Source organism: Stenotrophomonas sp. 85239_Sma (assembly GCF_056481725.1).
In genome coordinates, this window is the sequence record NZ_CM151163.1 from 930,152 (window position 1) to 951,433 (window position 21,282).

Here is a 21,282-nt window from a genome sequence, read left to right on the forward strand (position 1 = left end):
TCCCGCTCTTGCAGCGTCGAGCATGGCTCGCCTCGACACCGCCGGTCTGTGCATAATTCGCACAGATCATGTGCTGATATACGGCTGGTTCGTGCGCCATTCGCTCCGCATCCTGTGCCCACTTCCCAACGCACAGGAGCCTGAACATGAACCTCACCGCCTTTGGCCTGGCCAGCCTGATCGGCATGGCCACCGTTACCCCCGTCAGCGCTGTCGAACCGGCCCATCCGACCATCCGCCACATGGCCGGCGCGCCGGTGGCGACCTCGCTGGATGCGGCGAAGACCGCCGTGCTGGTGATCGACTTCCAGAATGAGTATTTCGATGCCAAGGCCGCACCAGGCTTTGCCGGTGGCCGCATGGTCATCCCCGATGGCGTGGCCGCGCTGCGCCAGGCCAAGCGGGTGGTCGAATTTGCCGACGCCCATGGCATCCGCGTGATCCATGTGCAGCACGTGTTGCCGGCCGGCGCGCCGCTGTTCGCGCAGGGCAGCATCAATGCCGCGTTCCATCGAGACCTGCAGCCACGGCAGGGCGAGACCGTGGTGCAGAAGGACAATGTCAGCGTGTTCGCCGGTGCGTCCGCCGCAGTACTCGACCAGGTGCTGAAGAACGCCGGCATCGACACCCTGATCGTCACCGGCCTGCAGACCCATGCCTGCGTGGCGGGTGCCGCGCGCGACGCGGCAGCGGCGCCGCGCGGCTACCGGGTGATCGTTTCGTCCGATGCGAGCGCCAGCCGCGACCTGGATCTGGCCGGCGGCCAGCGCATCGGCCATCGTGCGCTGCATGAGGCCTCTCTGGCCCAGATCGAGGACACCTTCGGTGATGTCATGAGTACTGACGCAATCCTGGCGCTGCCGGTGCGCCAGGCCGGCGACGGCGCTTGATAAGCTGGCGGGGTCCGCATGCCGCGGGCCCCGCCACATGGAGCTGCCCGCCGATGGATCACTTCGCCGCCCTGCGTGCGCTGCGCGCCATCGTCGACGCCGGCAGCTTTACTGCGGCCGCCGAACGCCTGGGGACCACCCACTCGGCGATGTCGCGGCAACTGCGGCAGTTGGAAGAACACCTGCAGGTGCGCCTGCTCGATCGCAACAGCCGTCGGCTGTCGTTGACCGAGGCCGGGCGCGATTACTACCGTGAGGCGGCGACGCTGCTGGATCGCCTGCAGGAAGCCGACGACCGTGCCCGTGCCGGGCAGGCGCAGCCCAGTGGCAGCGTGCGGATCAGCGTGCCGCAGGTGGTGGCCAGCCAGGAGCTGCCGCACTGGCTGCCGTCGTTCCTGCAGCGTTACCCGCAGGTCACGCTGGACCTGTCGGCAGATGATCAGCTGGTCGATGTAGTGGGCGGTGGTTTCGACCTGGCCCTGCGCATTGCGGCTTCATTGCCGGACAGCCAGCTGGTCGCGCGCGAACTGGCCAGCTGCCCGCGCATCCTGGTCGCCGCACCGGCCTACCTGGCGCGCCACGGTCTGCCGCGGCAGGCAGCGGACCTGGCACAGCACACGCTGCTGGGTTTCAGTCCCACGCCGTCAATGCCGCCCTGGCAGTTGCAGGGGCCGCGCGGCGCAACCGCGAGCGTCGAAGCCGGGCAGCGCCTGCGCGTGGATGCCACGCCCGCACTGTACGCCGCCGCGCTGGCCGGCATGGGCATCAGCCTGTTCACCGCGCTGACCGTGCAGGAGGATCTGCGCGCCGGCCGTTTGATCCGCGTGCTGCCGGCCTGGCATGCCGGCCAACGACGCTACTTCGCGCTATATCCGCATGCACGCGCGCTGGCGCCCAAGGTACGTGCGCTGGTCGAGCATCTCGCGGCGCACTACGCTGCACAGGTGAGCGCGGCAAGGTAGCCGCGCGGCTGCAACCGAGGTGGTGATGGAGTCGGTGTATCTGCTGGTCGCGCTCGGGGCGATCGTCGCCGGATTCGTGCAGGGCCTGTCCGGTTTCGCTTTCGGCATGGTGGCGATGTCGTTCTGGGCATGGGGGCTGGAGCCGCGACTGGCCGCTACGCTGTCGGTGTTCGGCGCGCTGGTGGGTCAGCTGGTGGCAGTGTTCACCGTGCGGCGTGGATTCAATCTGCGCCTGCTGCTGCCGTTCGTGCTGGGTGGGCTGGCGGGCATTCCGTTGGGCGTGAGGGTGTTGCCGCAGCTGGACATGGACTGGTTCAAGGCGCTGCTGGGCGGCTTCCTGGCGCTGTGGTGCCCGGTGATGCTGATGGCGCGCTCATTGCCGCCGATCCGCGTGGGTGGTCGTATCGGTGACGCGATCGCCGGCATGGCCGGTGGCGTGCTCAGCGGCATCGGCGGTTTCGCCGGACCGGTGCCGACGCTGTGGAGCACGCTGCGTGGCTTCGGCAAGGACGAGCAGCGCGCGGTCATCCAGAACTTCAATCTGGCGATGCTGGCAGTGACCATGGCCACCTATGTCGGCAGCGGACTGGTGAGCCGGCAGATGCTGCCGTACTTCGCCATCGTGGCACCGGCCATGCTGGTGCCGACCCTGTTGGGGGCGCGTGTCTACATCGGCATCAGCGAGCCGCGGTTCCGGCAGGTCGTGCTGAGCCTGTTGACCGCGTCGGGCATCGCATTGCTGGCGTCGTCGCTCCCGTTGCTGCTGGCGCGCCCGTAACCGGTTGAGCGTCAGGCCGGACGAAACATGCGGAAGCGCTGTTCGGCGCCGATGCGGAAGTAGTCGGCGGGCCCGCCGCCGCGCAGGATCGGGGCCGCCGCCGCAGTGTCGTAGACGCCTTCGACCAGCAATCGGGCATCGATATGCACCGCGACCACCTCGCCCAGCACCAGCCAGCCGTTGGTGTCCTGGCCGGCGGCGTCGCGCAGGCGCACGATCTGGGTGCAGCGGCATTCCATGCTCACCGGGCTCTGTGCAACACGTGGTGGCGCGACCTGGGTGGATGCCAGCGGAGTCAGGCCGGCGAGGGCGAACTCGTCGACGTCCGGGGCGACCGCGCGGCAGCTTTCGTTCATGGCCTCGGCCAGGTCGAACGTGGCCAGGTTCCAGACGAACTCGCCGGTCGCTTGGATGTTGCGCAGCGAATCTTTGCGGCCCTGGCTGGAGAAGCCGATGATCGGCGGGGTGTAGTTGAAGGCGTTGAAGAAGCTGTACGGCGCCAGGTTCAACGTGCCGTCTGCATCGTGGCTGGAGATCCAGCCGATCGGGCGCGGGCCGATGATGGCGTTGAACGGATCATACGGCAGTCGGTGGCCCTCTGCCGGGCGGTAGCTGTGGAAGGTGTCGGGCATGGGGCGGGGTTCAGTAGTGTCGAGCGTGCTCGACTCCAAAAAAAACCGCGACCCTTGCGGGTCGCGGCTTGTCGTTCTCGGCGCGGCTGGATTCAGCGCTGCTGGATCTTCGACAGCAGGCGCAGGAATTCCACGTACAGCCAGACCAAGGTCACCATCAGGCCGAATGCGCCATACCACTCCATGTACTTCGGTGCGCGCTGGGCTACGCCGGTTTCGATGAAGTCGAAGTCCAGCACCAGGTTCAGCGCGGCCACCACCACCACGAACAGGCTGAAGGCGATGCCCAGCCAGCTGGAGTCGTGGATCACCGGCACATTGATGTTGAAGAAGCCCAGCACGAACGAAGCCAGGTAGAGCAGGGCAATGCCGCCGGTGGCGGCGACCACGCCCATCTTGAAGTTCTCGGTGGCCTTGATCACGCCGCTGCGGTATGCGAACAGCAGTGCGGCCAGGGTACCGAAAGTCAGCAGCACCGCCTGGAACACGATGCCCGGGTACTTCATGTTGAACAGTGCGGACACGGCGCCCAGGAACAGGCCTTCGACCAGCGCGTACATCGGCGCGGTGACCGGCGACCATTCCTTCTTGAAGATGGTGATCAGCGCCAGCACCAGGCCGCCGATCGCGCCACCGATGGCGTACAGGCTTGCGCTGCCGGAAATCTGGCCGTACTCGTCGACCGACTGGCTCCAGGCGAACGCCGCGGTCAGCACGGCCAACAACAGCAGGATGCCGGTCTTGTTGGCGGTGCCGTTGAGGGTCATCACCTGGTCGGGGCTGGTCACCACCGAGCCGCTGGCGAGGTCGAGGAAGGTCGACTCGGAAAGAGCCGGGTTGCCGCTGCGCATGCGTATTCTCCGTGCGAATGAGGGTCGGGACGGCCATCCGGCCGATGACGGCGAGCATAGCTGATGACCACGCACGGCGCTGTGGCAGACTTCGGGTCGGCACCGCCTGCGTTGACAGTTCGCGATGTGCTTGGCGACAATGAACGACTCCGCGGGCCTGACCCGAGGGGATTGCAGGACCGGGGTATAGCGCAGTCTGGTAGCGCGCCTGCTTTGGGAGCAGGATGTCGGGGGTTCGAATCCCTCTACCCCGACCAATCCCACGTCACGTCGGATTGGACACCGTTCCGGTTCGGGCGCCCGTAGCTCAACTGGATAGAGCACCGGCCTTCTAAGCCGGCGGTTACAGGTTCGATTCCTGTCGGGCGCGCCATCGGCGAGACAGCGGGATCGTATCGGCGGATGTGAAGAAGTGCTTGCAAAAGCGTAAGGACTCCACCAGAATATCGGACTCGCTTCGGCGGACCGGAACTTCGGTGACAGTCTCCAGGCAAAGATTTGAGGTTCCACCGCCAGTGGCATCGGCGGGTGAACGAAAGTTTCAGTGGTGGCTGTAGCTCAGTTGGTTAGAGTACCGGATTGTGATTCCGGTGGTCGGGGGTTCGAATCCCCTCAGCCACCCCACTGATTGAACCGCATCGGCGCTGCCGAAACGGTATTGCAATAAACAGAAAGCACGCTACAATGTGCGTCTGAGTTTCACGGGCCGTTAGCTCAGTTGGTAGAGCAGTTGACTCTTAATCAATAGGTCCAAGGTTCGAATCCTTGACGGCCCACCAAGACAGAAGCCACCTGGTACGCCAGGTGGCTTTTTTCTTATAGGTGTGACCCTTTCGTTTCGACGGGCCACACGTTGCAGAACCCCGCGTGGCGTGGATCCGCAACGCAGCGGGATCGCAGTGCTGGTTTCAACGATGTTGAAGAAAGTGCTTGCACCCACCGAGCGGATCGGGTCATAATTCGCGCCCCGATTTCGGGCTGTTAGCTCAGTTGGTAGAGCAGTTGACTCTTAATCAATAGGTCCAAGGTTCGAATCCTTGACAGCCCACCAGACGAAAGCCACTTGGTTCGCCAAGTGGCTTTTTTCTTGCCTGTACGCTGGGTTGTGCTTCATCCACGCATGGCGTGGAACTACTGAAGCGATGCTGAAATCAGGGGCATATGCGCCATCGTTGTTTTCAATGCTGTGCACTGCTTCTCACCGCATCGCCTCCTGCATCGCACCCAATGAATCTTCCGCGCCGATGGCGCATGCACGAAGGAAGATGTTGATGGCTGAGATCACTCGATTGCACCGCACGCTGTGGGTTCCCTTCGCCTTGATGGCACTGGCGGCCTGCGCGCCGGGCAATGATCCCGCGCAGACCGTCGAGCGCGATGCGGGCGCGGAGAGCATTCCGGCGCGCCCGGTCGGTGACGCCCTGCAGATGCAGCCGGCCCAGCCCGCGGAGGGGGAGGTCCTGCCCGACGCGGTCGAGGTGCAGCGCAATGCGGACGATTCGATGGATGTGCGCAAGGCTGCGCCGGAGTCGGTGGCCCTGCGTCGTACCGACGATGGGGGCGTGGAAGTCCGGAAGGTGGATGCAGCCGTTGAGTCTGGCACAGGCATGGCGCCGGCCCGCGCCGTGCCGCAGCGGTAAGCTGCAGCCCTCCCGGCGGGTCGCGCACCCGCCGGGGCGGCTGCGATGCAGCAATGGCGCGGAGTGCGGTGGATTCAGCTTTGTGCAGGCCTTCCGATTCCAGTCGCCGCCTGCGACAATGAGCGCCTGTGCCGGTCACGCGAAAGTGGCGGAATTGGTAGACGCCCTGGATTTAGGTTCCAGTGAGGGTGACCTCGTGCGGGTTCGAGTCCCGCCTTTCGCACCATCTGGCCGAGCACAGATTGCCTAAGTGATTGAAAAATAAGCTGGCGACGGTCAGTTGTCCTATTGGATTCCCGCTTTGGCAATTGATCCCTGTCTCGGAACGTCACCTGTTCCGTTCGAGGCGGCTGGGAGGCGGAACTGCTCCAGTGCAGACATGCCTTGGAGCGATTGCTCGGCCAGTACCTTCGCGTAGACCGCTGAGGTGGTCTGGATGTCGCGGTGTCCGAGCCACTCCTGCACGAGCTTGATGTTGCCGGTCGCCAGCAGCAGCCGAGTGGCGCACGTATGGCGGAGCGCATGCGGTACGCACTCCTTCTCGGAAGCGAGATGTGTCCCCTTGATGGCCCATTGCCACAGCCGGTCGGCGCGCGTGCGATTGAGCATCGTGAAGGGGCCGTCCGATGTGGCCGCCAGGGCGTCCTTGCGCCGCTGTAGAACCTCGGCGACACGGGCGGTGCAGGGTAGGGTGCGGGGACGCCCCTTCTTGAGCGTAGCGTGCCGCCAGAAGCGGACGTGGAGCCTTCCGCCCTGATCGACTACTTCGGACCACCGGATGCCGATGGCCTGGCTCATGCGGCAGCCCAGGTCGGCGAGGCACACGAACAGGTCGCGGTAGTCCGCCCCGTCGCGCACCCGTGGGTGCCCTCCGGCAGGGCCGTTCGGGAGCGTGTCCCACTCCAGCAGCCGCGCCAGGATCAATTCCTCGTCCTCAACGTTCAGGACGAACGTGCGTGCGTTGTCCCTCTCGTCGGCCAAGCTGTACTCGGGCAGCTCTCCCAAGAACCGGCCGGCCTTCCTCTCGCGTTTCAGTAGGGCAAGGAGGCACTGCATCTTGCGGTTCACGGTGGCGGGAGCCGCCTTGTCGGCGAGCATGCGCTGCGCCATGTCGTTGACCGCGGCCTGCGTGATGTCGTTGATGGGCGTTTCCTCGCCCAGGTAGCTCTGGACCACCTTGCAGTTGGTACGCACGGTGTCGATGGACCGGAGCTTGCCCCAAAAGTTGCGGTCGTCCAGCGCGTCGTCCATCGCGTCCTTGAGGGTGCGCTGGCGGACCTTGGCCTTCGCCACGGCCATCTGCACCGACCGGGACTTGCCCCGAATCAGCTCCCGCAGCGCGTCCTCTGCAATCTCGGGGTCGTCGCGCAGGGCGTCGAGGACCGCCTGCTCCTTGCGCTCGGCTGCCACGCGGTCGCGGGTGCCGGTGGACAAGCGCACGCGCCGGTATCCCTCCTGCACGTCGAGCATGTAGTAGCGCTTATCGGGCGCACCCGGCTTGGGCGCGGTCCCTTTGAGGCGAAGGGCCATGTGTATCTCCAGAAATGAAAAAGGCCCGCACTAGGCGGGCCTCGGGGCACAACGGGGTGTTGGGGGTTAGGCGGCTGCGACGCGCGCCGTCACCTTGCGGTTGACACGTTCTGCGAGCGAAGCCAGCCAGTGCAGCGCCTTGGTCGTCGGGAAGATCAGGTTGCGCTTGCGGTAGGCGGGATCAGGGCGCTGCTCTAGGAAGTCAGGCCCCGGCTCGCGGTTACGCTTGATAGACGACAGGTCGAGCACATTGCGGCTCACTGCGGAGGGAGAGAGTCCGCCGAGGACGCGCTCAAGGTCCACCTGCTGAATGCCCGGCTCGTCCACAACGGCGAGTAGGGTGAGGATGCGGGTGGCGGTGATGTCCTCGTCGATCTCTTCCCGGAAGGCTGACAGTGCGGTTGTGAGAATGGCCGTCAGTTCTTTCTGCGAGAGATTCATGGTGCGCTCATTTTCCGTAAGGGGATGGTTCCCCCTTGGGAAACCATCAGGGTCTATCTTGGAGCCGCAATGTAAGGATTACAAGGCCCAAGCCAATGTTGATGGCATTCTTGCCAATTTTGTCCATCCAGAAACCACGCTGCCAAGGCGTGGGGGAGGGGTCGATTCCGATCTCATATCCAAAGGCTTTCACGAACAGGTCCAGGTACTTCTGCCCTGCGAAGGGGCCGTCCTGTCCCCTGCTCACGGCGTTGTAATGCGCCGCCACCCCCGGCTGCGCTCCACAAAAAGGTCTTACGTTTCAGTGTTTTAAGAACGGTAGTGCCAGCATCGCCGCCAGGGTCACAATGGCCCCGACCACGGATGCAAAAAACAGTCCTTGCCCTACGCGGACTACCGCGCTGGCTATTGTCCGTCTCACCGTACTCATAGACTGAGAACGCCCCCCTGGTCGTCTGCGGATGCGCAGCCCGACAGCATGACGCTGCCGTCGGGCAGACTACAGGCCACAATGATGGCGCGTCCGTAGGAATCAAGTACCACGGGAGAGATTGATCCCGACTGGTGCAGTGAAGTCATGGCCGCGGGGTCTCCGTTGGGGCCGCGGGTGGGACCGGATACGACACCCGCCAGCCACAGTCCTCGGGGACGACCGAGAACTGGACGCGCTCGTTGAGTAGGCCGAGCATCGCGCGGAGAGCGCCGCGCTTCTCGTTATGGTCGAAATTGATGGTCCGAATCATTCGGGCACCTCGTAGGTCCGTTCATGCAGGACCAAAACCTCCCGCTCGAATACCAAGAACGGGCCGAACTGGTGGACGCGGAGGGCCACGTTGACGATCACCAGGGTCGAGTTTGCGGTGAAATCTGCGTTACGCATATGTAAGTCTCCTGTTATGCAAGTGCTACAAATGGAACAATGAGTGCCAAATATCGAGATTGGCCTTATGATTAGGGCTGAAGGGCGTGATCGCCACTCCCGACCCCAAGGACCGTTCGATGATTGACCCCCGCGTAGAAGTCGCCATTACGGCCCTTCACCTAGTCGTATGGGTGTGGACTAGCTCGGTGCCGGCGCATCGCACATACCTGTATTGGCGCAGGGTCTTGCGGAAGCGGCGTTAGCGGCTCCAGAAGTAGAAGCCGCTCACCTCAAACGCGTCACCGTTGAGCCGAATGTCGCGGCCATAGCTCTCGTAGTCGAAGTAGCGGGAGAGGGCGTCGGGCACGCCGTGGAGAAGCCCCGATTCGTCCACATAGTTCTCGGCAAAGTCGGCCCAGCTATCGAACTGGCCCACGTAGGCTTCGTGGAACTGCTCCACGGTCACATCGTCGAGGCCCTCGTGGTCGCAGAAGGCCGTGTAGGCAGCGCGTTCGGTGTCGTTGTGCAACTCGTCCAGCCGCTCTTGCAATGCGCACAGCTTGTCCAGGTCGGGGTGCTCGCCCCAGGTATCCCCGAACACGTCGTCGTAGTCGTGGACGGCCCACTCCTCGGCGCTGGCGACCTTGCCGCTTCCGCCACACGCCGTGCATTCCGCCCCGCCGAATACTCGGGGGACGTATGTGGTTCCAGTACCGCCGCAATCCGGGCAATCAACGGTCACGTTCGGGTGCGGCGACTCGCGCAGGATGCGGGCAATCTCATCGCGCACGTCGTCGGCGTCGCGTCCCTCCAAGTCGATCCACTCGCCGTGCAGGACGCCAGCGTTATATGAGGCAAGGCAGGCAACGTAGATTTGCATGGTGTGCTCCAGAAATGCGAAGGCCCGCACTAGGCGGGCCTCGGGATCAGGGGTGGTTATCGGTCAGTGCGCCCAATCGGGCTTGACGTTCAGCAGGTAGGCGGCGGCCACTGCGCGGGCGGTGTCCTCGTCGGCCACGTCGGCAATCCACCACCAGCGGTCCTTACCGGCCCAGCGGTAGACGCCCCAAAACTGCGCGGCCATCGGTGCGCAAGGCTCGACGCTCCCGTCGAACTCTTGGCGGGGACCGTAGGAGACCGATCGGTCGCCCAGGGTGACCAGCTTGTCACCGGCAGGTACAGCCAGCTCGTTGTCATTGCTCATTGCGACAGGCCCTTTGCGTGTTCGATGGCGCGATCCAGTGCGCCGGGGATGTTGTGAAAAATGCCGTGGCGTGTCGAGTGGGTGAGGCCGATTTTGTAGACCTCAAAATGGTTCGGCCCCTTGCGCAGCACCCATGCCTTTTCGGTCTCGAACAAGATGTCCTCCTCGCGGTAGCTCATCGCGCGGCTCCCATGCCCTCGGCGATCCATGCGCGGGCCTGCTGCTCGGCGCGGGCCACGCCATCGGCGGTCTCGTGGTTGATGCCGTTCCTCGACAGCCACCCGCCCAGCGGGTCGGCGATGTCGTAGGCCCAAACGCCGCTCCACTGCTCGCCGACCTCCTGCCAGAGGCGGTGCAGCATGCGCGCCACCTCGACAAGAAATTCGGAGTCCTCAATGCCCAGCGGCGCGGTGCTCATCGGCTCGGGCCACGTCCACCCGCTCGCCAGCTGCGCGAGGTCGATGGGGTCGAAGTCGGTATCCCTGATTGCGCGGTTGACCACGGTGGCGAACTCCTCGGCTTGCTGCGGCGTCATCGCGGTCGCCGCCAGTTGTTCGTGATAGCGCCCCGGCTGTGCCAGGAACACGTTGCGGGTTCCGTAGGTGCGCAGTTCCATCACAGCACCCCCAGCCCGCGCAGCACCGGCATCACCAGCGCGTTGGTCTCGTCGTTGTCGCTCCAGTCGCTCGCGGCGTCGTCCCCGTTCTCCCAAATCAGGAGCACAAACCCCGCCTTTGTTGCGTCCGGGCGGTAGAACCGCAGGTGATCGTGGTCGGTAGAGGCGAGGGCCTCCAACACTTCTTGCCGGTCGCGGCTGTGCCGCACCGTGGTTTCTTCGCCGTCGTAGACGCCGAGCGAGTAACCAGCGGCGAGGGCGGCATCCACCAGCGCCACGGCTATGCGCTTCGCGCTCTCGGGGGCGTAGTTGTCGAGGTTCATGGCTTTCTCCGGGCAACAAAAAAGCCGCCTTGCGGCGGCTGATGGGTTCGGGTTAAGCGCGGAGCGCGTCGCTGCACAGGGCTTCCGGGTATGACGAGTCGCGCATTGGCATGACGATCAAAGACGCGCACCTGATGCTCGGATCGGTGATGCCGCCAATACCGAACATGGCCGCCACGTCGCCGCCAGTCACCGGAATCAGTGAAGTGGCCTTGCCGCCGAATGCCTTGCAAATTACACCGGCCGCCTTCACTACGCCTTCGAGGACGGCAGGCGCGAATCCGGACAGCTTGAGTTCGTTCGGCTTGGACACCGCAGCACGCCAGTCCGGGTAGGTTCCATCAACGGCAGCAAACTCAATGGCCTGGCCTCCGCGCTCCGCCTTGAACCGGCTGGCATCGCCCACGGCGCTGAAATAGACATCGCCCTTCATCTTGGCGACCAGCTCGCACGCATTGCGCGGCACGATGATCTTGCCAATGTCCCACGGCAGGCTGGTACGCACCACAAGCATGCGGTGGCCGTCTGTAGCAACGATGATCGCACCATCGGCGTGCGACTCAATCAGCACGCCATTCAAGTAGAAGCGAACGTCATTCTTGGGGGCCACATGCAGAGCGGCGGCGATCAGGGCGGAAGGAATTTTGTTCATAGCTTTCTCCGGGCAACAAAAAAGCCGCCTTGCGGCGGCTTCGGGGGATTGGGGTAGGGCGCTGTTAGAGGAACAGCTTGGTCAGCGTGACGATGCCAGCCACAAAGGCCGTGGCGACCACCAGCGGATACCACCGGGTCTCCATCATCAGCTTGTCGCTCTCGCGGTTGATCTTGCGAATCTCAGCGGTGAGCTTGCGCACTTGCAAGTCCTCCAGTGGTCCATTGGTGCTCATGGTAGCTCCAAAAAAGACCCGCCGTCACACGTCGGCGGGGTGTGGAAAACCGGGTTGACGAAAGGGGATCAGATGACAACGGGGGATGGACAAGGCGCAACTTGGGTGCGGTTCTTGTGTGCCTGGCGCTCCCGCTCGTTGAGTCGGGCGCGGTGCTCGCGGATGCCGCGGCGGATGCAACCGGCCACGTAGTAGTCGCGGGCGGTCATATCAAACGGGATCATCGTCATGGGTTGCTCTCCAGTGAATCGGACCACCAAAACGCCCCATCACAACGGTAGGGGCGCTTTGGCGGTCAGACTCATGCTCGTAAGGCATGGAATCTGACCGTCGCCAGCTTCCGGGAGCGCCTCCAGCTCGCCTAGGAATCCCGTACAGATGGCCCCGCTCTTTCTGGCGGTGACCCGGTATCCGTGGCGGCCTTCATCGGCCCTTACACTTCCCGGCGCGGCTAGTGTTCCCAGCTCCCCGCGTTCTGCCGTGGGCGGCGCTCCTGCCTGCCCCTTTCCTACTGTCCCGACCGCACCCTGCGGCCGTTGTTCGATGGTGGGCATTATGCCCTTTTGCTCCCGGTTTGTCAATCACTCCCGGTAGGGGGATGGTTGAGCCGGACGTTACCTGCGGTGCGCTTAGGGGCCTTTGGGGCTAGTCCTCAGTGCTGGCGGGATAAGCTCTAGGTGCTGTCGATCCATCGGTCGCACGTCTGTCGCCGCCTTTTCCGCTGCCGCCGTGTTGCTGGCGACGGGTATAGATTAGATCAATCCCCGCATGGCTGTCAATACCCCGATGGCAACGATTTTGGATGGTCGCAGGGAGCGCCTAGCGCGCGCGTGGGGAGCTTCTATAGGCGGGGCGGTAGGGGTGCCCGTGGCGGGCCTTGCGTGGGCCGTGGTGGCGCATTGGCTGGCCGTGGTGGGCGGCAGGTGGGCATAGGCCGGGCAGGGTGTGCCGAGGTGGTCGGCAGGTGTGCCGAGGTGGTGCCGAGGTGGGCGCGTGGCGGTCAGGGCAAAAAGACAGATAGGGACAGACAGGGGCGCGAACGTTTGAGCGCGGATGTCCGCAGGTTGCCCAGGTATCGCATGGGATTGCCTAGGCACTGGATACCTAATCCGGTGGTTCACCTTTGGAATCAGTAGGTTAGCCGAGGTGGTGACGCCGCAGGTGACGCGAAGGGGGCGCATCGTGCCTTACGCTACAGGGGGCGACCCCCTACGGGGGGTGATCGCGCCGTTCCAAGTAGTTGGATACTCCTTCGGAAATTTGCCGCAAACCTTTCGACCACCTCTGTCACTTCGAGGAGACGTTATGTACGCCCGCCGATACACGATAAGAACCGCTACCGCGATCACCGTCCTGGCCTTAGTGCTCGCAGGACTCCCTGCCGCGTACTTTCAGACCGGCGTAAGGAGCGCTGAGGAGTTGCGTTCCTGGAACGAGCAGATCATCGAGAACGACGCCTCGCCGCAGGTGTTGGTTGATGAGGCGGTGCGGACGTTTGACGCCGCGACGAATGACCTCATCAGCAACCGCAATTCCCGCAACCTGTTTCTCCAGCTCGCTTTGGGCATCCCGGCGCTCGCTTGGATTGGTGCGGGCGTGGTGCTATGGGTCATCAAGGATGGGACGGAGGTCTAGTCCGCCGCAGTGGCACCCAAGGAGGACAGAGGAACACCCCAGGAGTGCATAGGAGAACTGTAGCTCTACTTGATGGTGAATACCAATGAATAGAACTCTATAGTCCTGCTAGAGTAATACTTAGGTCTTACTATGATAGCACCCTTGTCAAGCCCTCCCAGTGCTCCGTGGTCGAATAAACTTAGCGGTTGGCATAGACATTACAACGAGCATCTATGGCATCGCTCAATACCCTCCTCATTCGCTTGGCGGCGCTGGTCACTGTCCTCTCGCTGGTCTGTGCTGGAGTGCCCGCCGCATATCAGCACGCGAAGCTTCGAGCAGCACGGGAGCTGGTCGAACGTACCCGCGAGCTCATAAACGATGACACGACCTCGTACAGCGTGGTGGCCGATGCGGTGCCAATTCTGGATTCTGCACTGACTGAGGCCGCGCAGCACGAGCACATGAGAGGCCTACTCGTGGAATTCACGATTGGCGTCCCGCTGATCGTTTGGTTTGTCGTCTTGGCTGTAATGTGGTGGTTCAAGGATGAAGAATTGGCGTGATAGCTGAACTGTTCACTTTCAGGTAGAGTCGTTTCCTGTCTTTTAACTGGCCGTCGTGTACGGTACGAACCGTTTGGGGAACGTAGGCGTGGGAGAACGCGCGATGGCTACGGATGCATACAGCCAGGGTCGGCTCGGCTCGTTGTTGGTCATGGAAGATGATCCTGACCTCTCAGGGATGTTGAAGGAAATCCTGGCGATGCAGGGTTACGAGGTCGATGTGGTCGCCTCCGCTGCCGATGCATTCGACCGCATAGAGGCGAAAGCATTTCACGCGGCGATCTTAGACATCCAGACGCAGGACGGAGCATCAATGTCCGTCGCCGATTACCTGCTGTCGCACCGAATTCCCTACATGTTCGCGTCCGGGGTGCCGAACCCGCAGCTCCCTGACGCTCACCAGTGGGCGACCTTTCTCCCGAAGCCGTACCGCATCAAAGAACTCATGAGCGCCCTTGATAGGACTCGCCAAATCGGCATTCCTGTTTAGGCGCGTCCATGCGCCAGTAGTTCAGGTCCGGCGTTTTAGGAAACGCTTTGTAACCGTGTCGTAGGTCTGCACCGGAGGACCGCTGTAGAGGTCCGTCGAGCAGGCCATGAGGACTGCTTCGGTCGCGTTGTGGCCTGCCTTCATGGCGGCCAGGGCAATCGCACCACCACTACCGGCGACGAGGAAGTCGCGCCGGAGGTCGAGAGGGAGACCGTCGTGGTAGAAGGCCACCGGGTTGTCCCGCAGGCCGACCACGAGGATCGTGTACTCGCCCTTGGTCAGTTCGTCGAATCCCTCCGACAGCTCGCGCACGGCTCGCTGGATGTGGGAAGTGGTGCCCGCGCCGAACACCACCAGGTCGCGCCCGGTGGTGTCGGTGGTGCGGTAGAACTTCTCCTCCTCGTACCGCAGATCACCAGCGGTGACCTGCGAGTCGATAGCAACGAGCCGGCCGTCAAAGGCCAGCGTGGTCACTGCTTGATGTGCTCCCGCCAGTAGCTCGGGGTGAACGCAGCCCACTAGATGTCGTTCACGTCATCCCACAGGCGCTCCGCGGCATTCCGCAGGTGCTCCCACAGGCCGCCGAGGACGACGTAGGGCAGCGCCAGGAACACGACGACGAACAGCCAGCCGGTGTAGGTGCGACGGGAGGTCTCGCGCAGGCGCTCCAGGAGCCACTGCGAGGCGAGGGCAATGCGTAGCGCTACGTACCCCTTAGCGCGCTCGTAGGCGCGCACCAGGCGCTCGCTGGCGCGGTTGTAGATGGTCTTGAAGTTCATGGGTTCCGGTTAGGTGTTGCGGATGGTTGCCAGGGCCTTCGCGTAGAGCGCGTCCCAGGTGTCACGGTGCGGCTTGCCCGGCCGCCAGTTGCGGACGTAGTAGTCCCATGCGGCCTGGGGGTTACCCAGGGCGGGCAGCGGACGCGGATCGGTGAACAGCAGCAGGCGAGCGAACGCACAGGCGAGCACGTCGTCGGAGGCGAGCGCCTCGTTGACCGCAGCGGTCGAGGGACGCTCCAGACGCGCGGAGACGAGCTGTGAGGCGCGTGCGGAGGTCGCCGGGTGACGGAGTACACCTGCGGTGCCGCCGCCCGCCTCGAACTGCCAGAAGCCGCGTGCGGGGCCTTTGATCTGCCTGCGGTGCTCGAAGCGAGATTCCTGGAGACCAATGGCGAGCAGCATGACCTTCGCTTCGGGAGTGAAGGCCACGCCGGGGAGCAGCCGGGCCGCCGCGGGGATCAGGTTGTCCCTGACCTCCACGAGGCTCGGCAGCTTTGCGTCGGTCATACCGGCGCGTAGGGGTTCGACTGGCCGCCCTGGGTGTGGCAGCAGGGAGCGTGGTTGCAGTCGCACGGCGTTACCGGCGCGGGTGCGCTCGGGCCGTCGTTGTCGTCGTCGTTCTTGCGGCGCAGGAACAGGTACAGCAGGCCAGCGGCGGCGAGCGCCATCAGCCACGCAGCGAGCGTGTTGGACATTGGGTCTCCTACAGGATGTCGAGGTAGTTGTCGGGTGACGGCATGCGGCCGGTCACGGACTGGATGAAGGAGGCGTACTCGCGGTCGAGCAGCTCCTCCAGGTAGCGCTGCTCCTCCTTGGACACGTCTCGGGAGAGCTGGTCGGCCCAATACTTCACGGCCATCGCCAGCGCTTCGAGGCGGTCGTCGTGGCGCAGTGCGCCGCGGTCGCGCGTGATGCGCGTCAGCTGGTAGCACAGCTGGTACTTCTGTTCGGACTTCTGATCGGCGCGGATGATCGAGGCATCGACCACCAGGCGGTGCTGGTTCAGCACCGGCTCCAGCACGTCGATGATTCGGTTCTCCTTCGAGGTGCCGTAGTGCTTCACCTCCTCGATGGAGCACGGGTACACGCGCGCCAGGACGCCGGAGAGCATCTTGGCGAACATGCCGTCACCGAAGTTCGCCTCAATGAGGACTGCGGAGACCTTCTCGGCGCGCGCGATGTGCGCCAGGGTCTCCAGCGTGTCGTCGTCGTAGCCGCCCTTGGTCGCACCAGCGCGGCGCGCGTAGAGCATGCCGCGAAGCATGCCGACGACCGCGTAGCCGGTTTCGTCGCCACCTCGGCCCGAGGGGTCGATGGCGAGTACCTTGCCGGTGAACTCCTCCATTTCCGAGGCGAGGTACATGGGCCGGTACAGGCGGTCGCCAGTGAAGCCCACGGACGGGATGTCGCTGACGATGTACTCCGGGCCGCTGCTGTAGACCACGCGGATCGGAGCGACCTCGCGGTCCACGTCCATCACGATCAGGTCGGACAGCTTGAGCGGGTACTTCTCGGCGTCGGACAGCGACGCATCGAGCATGAACTGGAGCATGAAGCCGGAGCGTCCGTAGGACGCCTCGCGCTCCATCAAGTCCTCATCGGAGAAGCGGACGCTCTCGCAGTTCTTCCAGGCGAGCTTGGGGTTCGCGTCGAACGCATCGGCGATCATCGGCGCGAGGCGGTCGCCGTACACCTGACGGTGCTTGGTGTCCTTCGGGTAGCGCGCAGGCCAGATGCGGATGACGTAGCCGCGCTCGGGCAGCTTGTTGTAGAGCGACTCCTCGGTCTGCGGAGTGCCGAGGTAGATGATCTCGCCGCCAGGCTTGAGCACCGCGTCGAACTCCTTGACCAGCTCGGCGAGCTTCTCGCGCTGCACGACGGTCATGGAGTTCTTTGGGACTTCGATGTCGTCCGCGATGATGGTGTCGGCGCGGGAGCCGGTGAGCTGGCCGTTGATGCCGACCGACTTCACCGAGGGCGACTGATCGGGCTGCGCGGGACCGACATCGAACGCCAGGTTCGAGTTGCGCTGGTCGGGACGCGGGCGCAGGTGTTGCAGCTCAGGCAGGGTTTCGATCAGGCGCTTGACGAACACCGAGAACGCATCGGCGCGTTCCTTCGATGCCGAGACCACCATGATCTTGTGCTGGGGGTCTTTCCAGAGGAGCCAGCAGACGTAGGCGGCCGTCACCCAGGACTTGCCGACGCCGCGGTACGCCATGATGACGCGACGGCGCGGGCCGGTTTTCAGGAACTCGCAGATGTCGTACTGGATCGGAGTGGGGCTTGGTAGCCCCAGCTCCTTCCAGACGTACCAGGCGAAGTTGCGGAAGTCCTCGAAAGGGTGACGAACGTGGAGGCTCGTCATGCCCTCCATCAGTTCAGCCGCCCATCCTCAGCGGGATCGAACGGGAACTCGGACACCTTGTCGGCCAGCTTGCCCAGCGGTGAGCCGGGCGGCGTGGCCGCAACGTCGATGCCGTTGTCCTTGAGAAACTGCCGGGCCACGTTGAGGATCGAGGCCAGGCCCTTCGCGTCCGACTCCATCGAGTCGATGGTGTCGGCGAGCTTGTCAGCGACTGCGGCGTGCAGTCGCTCCAAGGCATCCTTGGGGGCGGTCACTTGTTGACGACGCGGTTCAGTACGGTCTCCAGCGCGGACGTGCCGAGCGACGCCAGGATGCACGCGAGCGCGACCTGGGCGACGAAGGAGACGCCGGGGATGAAAATGACGATGGCACCAGCGGCAAGGCCGGTAGCGCCAGAGAGGATTGCGCGGCCGAGCGCCTGCTTCCAGGTGATCGGATCGTTCGACGTGAGCATCTTTGCGATGCCCACGATGAGGCCGACGCCCGCGAGAGCGCCGACCAGCTTCACTTCATCGTGCATTAGGTCTCTTGTAGGTGGTGGATGCGTTAGAGCGGACGACCGAAGCTGTACTCGTAGTTGCCGGTCAGGGTGATCTGCGTGACGCCATCGGTGACGACGACTGTGAACTGCCCCATGCGGGAGGTGTTCCGCCCAGAGGCGGTCACAGTGCCACCGAGGCCGCTGCCGGAGATCGACGCGCCGCCTGTGACGGAGCGGGAGACCACGGAGTAGTTGCCGGTGCCGCCCGAGCAATAAACGCTGAACGACTCGCTGACCGTGCCGTTGGTGGACTGAGGCCAGTTACCCATCAGGTAGCTCGGCGACAGCGATGCTTGGAACGGCGTCGCCTTGACCGCGTTGTAGAACTGCGAGGCGTAGATCGGGCCGCTCGTGGGGACGCCGTAGTTGGCCGGAACGTCGGGCACCAATCCACGTCCTCGGTAATACTGGTCCGCGTAGATCGGGTAGCCGCCGCCAAACTCGGCGCGGATCATTTCCCAGGAGATAGGGCCGGAGCCGGGGAGGGCCATCAGGCACCTCCCCCAAGGTCCGCGACGCGCTTACGCAGCGCCTGCACCTCAGCGATAAGGAAGGGAATAGCCTTCTCCCACTGGATCGTCTTGATGCCGTTTGCGTGCGTGGCGACCATCAACGAGTAGACCTCCTCGGCCTCCTGCGCGATGCCGCCGACCTCGTGATCCGCGCTCGGGTGGAACGTGGGATTCAGCTCGGCGATTGCCTTGGCATCCCAATCGAACTCGCGTACACGGAAGCGGTCGAAGAAGTCGGCCACCTTGGAGGCCGAGGCGTCCACGATGTTCTTCTTTAGACGCGCATCGGACGCATAGGCGACGATGTTGCCCGTGGCGACCCAATTGTTGCTGCCGTCGCGGTAGGCGCACCACGAGAAGGCGTTGCTGGCGAGGAAGCCGTGGTTGTTGTCGTTGCAATGGAGCCAGTGCGTGGTCCCGTTGTCGGAGTCGTAACAGGTGATGGTTGGCGAGTAGCTCTCCAAACGGAGGTCGCCACCGCTACCGCCTGGGCCAGCGATAAGGAATCCCTTGCCGCCGTAGGTGCGAACCCAGGTGCTGTCCTGCATCCAGATGCCGCCGCCGTGCGCTTCCGAGTACCAGCCGGTGCCGGACTGCTGGGAGCGGAACCAGCCAGCGTTGAGGTAAATCTGATCGCCGACCGTCAGGCGGCCCGCAATGTTCGCAGCACCGTTCCAGTACAGGTTGTACCAGCTGTTCGTGTTCACGCGGGTGATCGAGCAAACGTCATCGCCAGCGCCGTTCGTTCCGTGGATGTACGCGGTTCCCGCTGCACCCATGCCGGTCAACCGCAGCGGCGCGCCATAGGCCAGAGTGACCTGCCCGGTGAAGGTTGCGCCACCCAGGCTCGCCTTGCCGTCCAGTGCGGACTGGAGGCCGCTGACGTTTGCGATGGTGTGCGTGTGACCGGCGTCGGCCTTTCCTGCCGGGTTGAAGTTCGCCGAGGTCCAGACGGTGCCGCCAGCGTTGAGGGACGCGACGCCACCCGTGCCATCGCCGAATCGGAACTCCAGCGAGTTCGCAGCTGGCGGCACGTACACATAGCGATCCAGCGACCCCAGGTACATGACGCCGGACGTGGCCTCGCCGCCAAATCCCTGCACACGAATCTGCCCGGAGGCGAACGTCTTGACGCCACCGATGGACTGATCGTCGGTCACGTTGACGACGTTGGCGATCTCGGCGGCGGTATGCGTGTGGCCGATTGCCGACTTCCCGTCGAGCGCCGCTTGCAGCCCGGTTACGTTTGCGATGGTGTGCGAGTGGGACGCCGCCGCTTTGCCGTCGAGCGCGGACTGGAGGCCGGTCACGTTGGCGATGGTGTGCGTGTGCGTCGCCGCCGCCTTGCCGTCGAGCGCCGTCTGCGTCGCGGTGCTGATCGGCTTGTCGAGGTCGGCGGTATTGTCCACCTTGTCGAGGCCGACCTGCGCCTTGGTGTGCGTGTGGGTGCTCGGCGGGTAGGTCGTCGGCTTCCCGGTGACGTGGGTGTTGAAGTCCACGTCGTCGCGGGTCGCCAGCGCGCCCAGGCCGCCGATGTCGCCAGCCACGAGGGTCACGTCGCCCTGCTTACCGGCGACGCTGGTGACCTGATCGGTGTTGTCGATCTTCTCCCAGGTAGCGCCGTAGAGCGCCTGGTCGCCGACTCGCCAGTGGATGTCGCCCACAGTGCCTTCGCCGACCACCTTGTAGAAGTGACCCTTCACCGGGTTGGCCGGGAACGCACCAGTGCCGGCATCCCACGATCCCATGTAGACCAGCGAGCCAGTGACGGCAGCCTGCGCCTGGGCGGCCCAATGCTTCGCCGAGAACTCGCCCGGCGAGACCTCGGTGCCCTGCGGCGCGTTCGCGTACAGGCCAGCCTTGTCGCGGGCAGCCTCGGCAGCGGCCTTGGCCGACGATGCGGTCTGCGCCGAGATCGAGGCGGCAGACGCCGAGCCGGACGCAGCGGAGGCATGACCGGCTGCGGTGGTCGCCGAGCCAGCAGCCTCGCCAGCCTTGGTCGCCGCGGCGGACGCCTGGGCTTCCGCCCGGTTGGCCTGGGTGGTCGCCTGAGTGACCGAGGTCGCTGCGGCGGTCGCGCTGTCGGCGGCTGCGGCAGCCGATGCTGCGGCAGCGGTGGCGTCAGCTTCCGCGCGGTCGGCCGCGTCGGTCGCATAGCCCAGGATGGTCTGCGCCTGATCCCGTGACGTGGCGGCAGCAGTCGCCGCTGCTTGCGCGTCGGAACGCGCCTGACCCGCTGCGGTGGCCGACGTGCCCGCCTGGCTTGCGGAGCCAGCCGAAGCCAGCGCCGAGGTGGCCGAGGCCGTCGCCGAAGCGGCGGCGTCCACTGCGGAGCTTGCCGCCTCGGTCGCGCTGTCGGAAGCCTCGGCCGCCTTGGCAGCAGCGAAGGTCGCCGCGTCGGCGGTGGCCTGCACGTCGTCGTCGATGCTCGCGGCGGATTCCGCAGCGCGCACGGCGGATGCTTCGGCAGCGTCGGCGAAGCCAGAGGCGTCATCTGCGGACGCCTGCGCGGCGTTCGCCATGCCGGTTGCCACGGACACCAGGTCGCGCACCTGCACGACCGAGCCGGTCAGCTCGTCGGTCAGCCCGGCCACGTCCTTCTGGAGCTGCGGGAACGAGAGGAGGGTGTGGTTGTTGCCCAGGCCGTCCGTCACGACGACGGTGCCTTCCTCCTGAGTCAGCAGCGCGATCATCTGATTCTCGCGCCGGTTCCAGCGGTCTACCAGCGTCGAGAGGCGCGAGGCCAGCTCGGCGTTGGAGACGTAGCCGGGGGTAGTGCTCATGCGGTGCTTG

29 protein-coding genes and 6 tRNA genes are annotated in these 21,282 nt (G+C 64.5%); 13 read left to right on the top strand and 22 right to left on the bottom strand.

The window, feature by feature from the left end:
• Positions 1-146 precede the first annotated feature (146 nt).
• Genes ACYKG1_RS04210 through ACYKG1_RS04220 form a run of 3 tightly spaced genes read left to right on the top strand, consistent with a single transcriptional unit; the run spans position 147 to position 2,630 of the window.
• On the top strand, positions 147-890 hold the full coding sequence (locus ACYKG1_RS04210; RefSeq protein ID WP_100471430.1) for a cysteine hydrolase family protein: 744 nt from the start codon (positions 147-149) through the stop codon (positions 888-890).
• Positions 891-943: 53 nt separating this feature from the next.
• A complete protein-coding gene (locus ACYKG1_RS04215; RefSeq protein WP_478471924.1) occupies positions 944-1,852 on the top strand; it encodes a LysR family transcriptional regulator in 909 nt (302 codons plus the stop codon).
• 25 nt (positions 1,853-1,877) lie between these two features.
• Positions 1,878-2,630: a sulfite exporter TauE/SafE family protein gene (locus tag ACYKG1_RS04220; RefSeq protein WP_100471432.1), complete on the top strand. Its 753-nt coding sequence runs from the start codon at positions 1,878-1,880 to the stop codon at positions 2,628-2,630.
• Positions 2,631-2,641: 11 nt separating this feature from the next.
• Here the strand turns inward: ACYKG1_RS04220 and ACYKG1_RS04225 are convergent, their stop codons facing one another.
• Both ACYKG1_RS04225 and ACYKG1_RS04230 read right to left on the bottom strand, forming a co-directional pair.
• Positions 2,642-3,262 (bottom strand): flavin reductase family protein, encoded by a 621-nt coding sequence (locus tag ACYKG1_RS04225; RefSeq protein WP_262226259.1) that lies wholly within the window; start codon positions 3,260-3,262, stop codon positions 2,642-2,644.
• Between the two features lie 92 nt (positions 3,263-3,354).
• Complete coding sequence (locus ACYKG1_RS04230; protein ID WP_262083165.1) at positions 3,355-4,113, bottom strand: Bax inhibitor-1/YccA family protein; 759 nt, start codon at positions 4,111-4,113, stop codon at positions 3,355-3,357.
• 180 nt (positions 4,114-4,293) lie between these two features.
• Here ACYKG1_RS04230 and ACYKG1_RS04235 point away from each other — a divergent pair.
• The 7 genes from ACYKG1_RS04235 to ACYKG1_RS04265 all read left to right on the top strand — a co-directional run bounded on the left by ACYKG1_RS04235 (position 4,294) and on the right by ACYKG1_RS04265 (position 5,979).
• Positions 4,294-4,370, top strand: a tRNA-Pro gene (locus ACYKG1_RS04235).
• A 39-nt stretch (positions 4,371-4,409) separates the two neighbouring features.
• A tRNA-Arg gene (locus ACYKG1_RS04240) sits at positions 4,410-4,486 on the top strand.
• 174 nt (positions 4,487-4,660) lie between these two features.
• A tRNA-His gene (locus ACYKG1_RS04245) sits at positions 4,661-4,737 on the top strand.
• Positions 4,738-4,816: 79 nt separating this feature from the next.
• Positions 4,817-4,892: transfer RNA gene (locus tag ACYKG1_RS04250), tRNA-Lys, on the top strand.
• A gap of 196 nt (positions 4,893-5,088) precedes the next feature.
• Positions 5,089-5,164: transfer RNA gene (locus tag ACYKG1_RS04255), tRNA-Lys, on the top strand.
• A 220-nt stretch (positions 5,165-5,384) separates the two neighbouring features.
• On the top strand, positions 5,385-5,753 hold the full coding sequence (locus tag ACYKG1_RS04260) for a hypothetical protein (RefSeq protein ID WP_478471927.1): 369 nt from the start codon (positions 5,385-5,387) through the stop codon (positions 5,751-5,753).
• A 139-nt stretch (positions 5,754-5,892) separates the two neighbouring features.
• A tRNA-Leu gene (locus ACYKG1_RS04265) sits at positions 5,893-5,979 on the top strand.
• Positions 5,980-6,038: 59 nt separating this feature from the next.
• Here ACYKG1_RS04265 and ACYKG1_RS04270 read toward each other — a convergent pair.
• The 11 genes from ACYKG1_RS04270 to ACYKG1_RS04320 form a co-directional block, all read right to left on the bottom strand.
• Positions 6,039-7,283, bottom strand: a complete 1,245-nt coding sequence (locus ACYKG1_RS04270; RefSeq protein ID WP_049417433.1) for a tyrosine-type recombinase/integrase — start codon at positions 7,281-7,283, stop codon at positions 6,039-6,041.
• Between the two features lie 66 nt (positions 7,284-7,349).
• Positions 7,350-7,724 (bottom strand): helix-turn-helix domain-containing protein, encoded by a 375-nt coding sequence (locus ACYKG1_RS04275; protein ID WP_005412378.1) that lies wholly within the window; start codon positions 7,722-7,724, stop codon positions 7,350-7,352.
• 739 nt (positions 7,725-8,463) lie between these two features.
• Complete coding sequence (locus ACYKG1_RS04280; protein ID WP_005412379.1) at positions 8,464-8,604, bottom strand: hypothetical protein; 141 nt, start codon at positions 8,602-8,604, stop codon at positions 8,464-8,466.
• A gap of 241 nt (positions 8,605-8,845) precedes the next feature.
• Positions 8,846-9,466 (bottom strand): antirestriction protein ArdA, encoded by a 621-nt coding sequence (locus ACYKG1_RS04285; RefSeq protein ID WP_032961789.1) that lies wholly within the window; start codon positions 9,464-9,466, stop codon positions 8,846-8,848.
• Between the two features lie 63 nt (positions 9,467-9,529).
• Positions 9,530-9,790, bottom strand: a complete 261-nt coding sequence (locus ACYKG1_RS04290) for a hypothetical protein (protein ID WP_032961791.1) — start codon at positions 9,788-9,790, stop codon at positions 9,530-9,532.
• Positions 9,787-9,969 (bottom strand): hypothetical protein, encoded by a 183-nt coding sequence (locus ACYKG1_RS04295; RefSeq protein WP_032961794.1) that lies wholly within the window; start codon positions 9,967-9,969, stop codon positions 9,787-9,789. The genes ACYKG1_RS04290 and ACYKG1_RS04295 overlap by 4 nt, the downstream gene beginning before the upstream one ends.
• Positions 9,966-10,406, bottom strand: a complete 441-nt coding sequence (locus ACYKG1_RS04300; protein ID WP_005412383.1) for a hypothetical protein — start codon at positions 10,404-10,406, stop codon at positions 9,966-9,968. Before ACYKG1_RS04300 ends, ACYKG1_RS04295 begins: the two co-directional genes overlap by 4 nt.
• Positions 10,406-10,729 carry a hypothetical protein gene (locus ACYKG1_RS04305; RefSeq protein WP_005412384.1) on the bottom strand — a complete coding sequence of 108 codons (324 nt, stop codon included), beginning with the start codon at positions 10,727-10,729 and terminating at the stop codon, positions 10,406-10,408. Before ACYKG1_RS04305 ends, ACYKG1_RS04300 begins: the two co-directional genes overlap by 1 nt.
• 52 nt (positions 10,730-10,781) lie before the next feature.
• A complete protein-coding gene (locus ACYKG1_RS04310; protein WP_005412385.1) occupies positions 10,782-11,381 on the bottom strand; it encodes a DNA polymerase III subunit beta family protein in 600 nt (199 codons plus the stop codon).
• A 64-nt stretch (positions 11,382-11,445) separates the two neighbouring features.
• Positions 11,446-11,616 carry a hypothetical protein gene (locus ACYKG1_RS04315; protein ID WP_004154558.1) on the bottom strand — a complete coding sequence of 57 codons (171 nt, stop codon included), beginning with the start codon at positions 11,614-11,616 and terminating at the stop codon, positions 11,446-11,448.
• Between the two features lie 68 nt (positions 11,617-11,684).
• Positions 11,685-11,846 (bottom strand): hypothetical protein, encoded by a 162-nt coding sequence (locus ACYKG1_RS04320; RefSeq protein WP_154267699.1) that lies wholly within the window; start codon positions 11,844-11,846, stop codon positions 11,685-11,687.
• 1,075 nt (positions 11,847-12,921) lie between these two features.
• Here ACYKG1_RS04320 and ACYKG1_RS04325 point away from each other — a divergent pair.
• The 3 genes from ACYKG1_RS04325 (at position 12,922) to ACYKG1_RS04335 (ending at position 14,289) form a co-directional block, all read left to right on the top strand.
• On the top strand, positions 12,922-13,251 hold the full coding sequence (locus ACYKG1_RS04325; RefSeq protein WP_032961796.1) for a hypothetical protein: 330 nt from the start codon (positions 12,922-12,924) through the stop codon (positions 13,249-13,251).
• Between the two features lie 215 nt (positions 13,252-13,466).
• Positions 13,467-13,799: a hypothetical protein gene (locus tag ACYKG1_RS04330; RefSeq protein ID WP_478471929.1), complete on the top strand. Its 333-nt coding sequence runs from the start codon at positions 13,467-13,469 to the stop codon at positions 13,797-13,799.
• Between the two features lie 103 nt (positions 13,800-13,902).
• Entirely contained in the window at positions 13,903-14,289 is a 387-nt protein-coding gene (locus ACYKG1_RS04335) for a response regulator (RefSeq protein ID WP_005409127.1), read from the top strand.
• Positions 14,290-14,310: 21 nt separating this feature from the next.
• Here ACYKG1_RS04335 and ACYKG1_RS04340 read toward each other — a convergent pair whose 3' ends face one another.
• Genes ACYKG1_RS04340 through ACYKG1_RS04380 form a run of 9 tightly spaced genes read right to left on the bottom strand, consistent with a single transcriptional unit; the run spans position 14,311 to position 21,272 of the window.
• Entirely contained in the window at positions 14,311-14,763 is a 453-nt protein-coding gene (locus ACYKG1_RS04340; protein ID WP_005412387.1) for a hypothetical protein, read from the bottom strand.
• Positions 14,764-14,807: 44 nt separating this feature from the next.
• A complete protein-coding gene (locus ACYKG1_RS04345) occupies positions 14,808-15,068 on the bottom strand; it encodes a hypothetical protein (RefSeq protein ID WP_478471930.1) in 261 nt (86 codons plus the stop codon).
• A gap of 9 nt (positions 15,069-15,077) precedes the next feature.
• Entirely contained in the window at positions 15,078-15,575 is a 498-nt protein-coding gene (locus ACYKG1_RS04350; protein ID WP_065426719.1) for a hypothetical protein, read from the bottom strand.
• Entirely contained in the window at positions 15,572-15,763 is a 192-nt protein-coding gene (locus tag ACYKG1_RS04355) for an LPXTG cell wall anchor domain-containing protein (RefSeq protein ID WP_005412390.1), read from the bottom strand. The genes ACYKG1_RS04350 and ACYKG1_RS04355 overlap by 4 nt, the downstream gene beginning before the upstream one ends.
• Positions 15,764-15,771: 8 nt before the next feature.
• The gene (gene terL / locus ACYKG1_RS04360; protein ID WP_032961836.1) at positions 15,772-17,436 is read right to left on the bottom strand and encodes a phage terminase large subunit; all 1,665 of its coding nucleotides are present in this window, start codon (positions 17,434-17,436) and stop codon (positions 15,772-15,774) included.
• 8 nt (positions 17,437-17,444) lie between these two features.
• Positions 17,445-17,669, bottom strand: coding sequence for a hypothetical protein (locus ACYKG1_RS04365; RefSeq protein WP_005412392.1), 225 nt, complete (start codon positions 17,667-17,669; stop codon positions 17,445-17,447).
• Between the two features lie 17 nt (positions 17,670-17,686).
• Positions 17,687-17,956: a phage holin family protein gene (locus ACYKG1_RS04370; protein ID WP_005412393.1), complete on the bottom strand. Its 270-nt coding sequence runs from the start codon at positions 17,954-17,956 to the stop codon at positions 17,687-17,689.
• Positions 17,957-17,982: 26 nt separating this feature from the next.
• Positions 17,983-18,468 (bottom strand): hypothetical protein, encoded by a 486-nt coding sequence (locus ACYKG1_RS04375; RefSeq protein WP_126411773.1) that lies wholly within the window; start codon positions 18,466-18,468, stop codon positions 17,983-17,985.
• The gene (locus tag ACYKG1_RS04380; RefSeq protein WP_049427184.1) at positions 18,468-21,272 is read right to left on the bottom strand and encodes a tail fiber domain-containing protein; all 2,805 of its coding nucleotides are present in this window, start codon (positions 21,270-21,272) and stop codon (positions 18,468-18,470) included. The genes ACYKG1_RS04375 and ACYKG1_RS04380 overlap by 1 nt, the downstream gene beginning before the upstream one ends.
• Between the last annotated feature and the right edge of the window lie 10 nt (positions 21,273-21,282).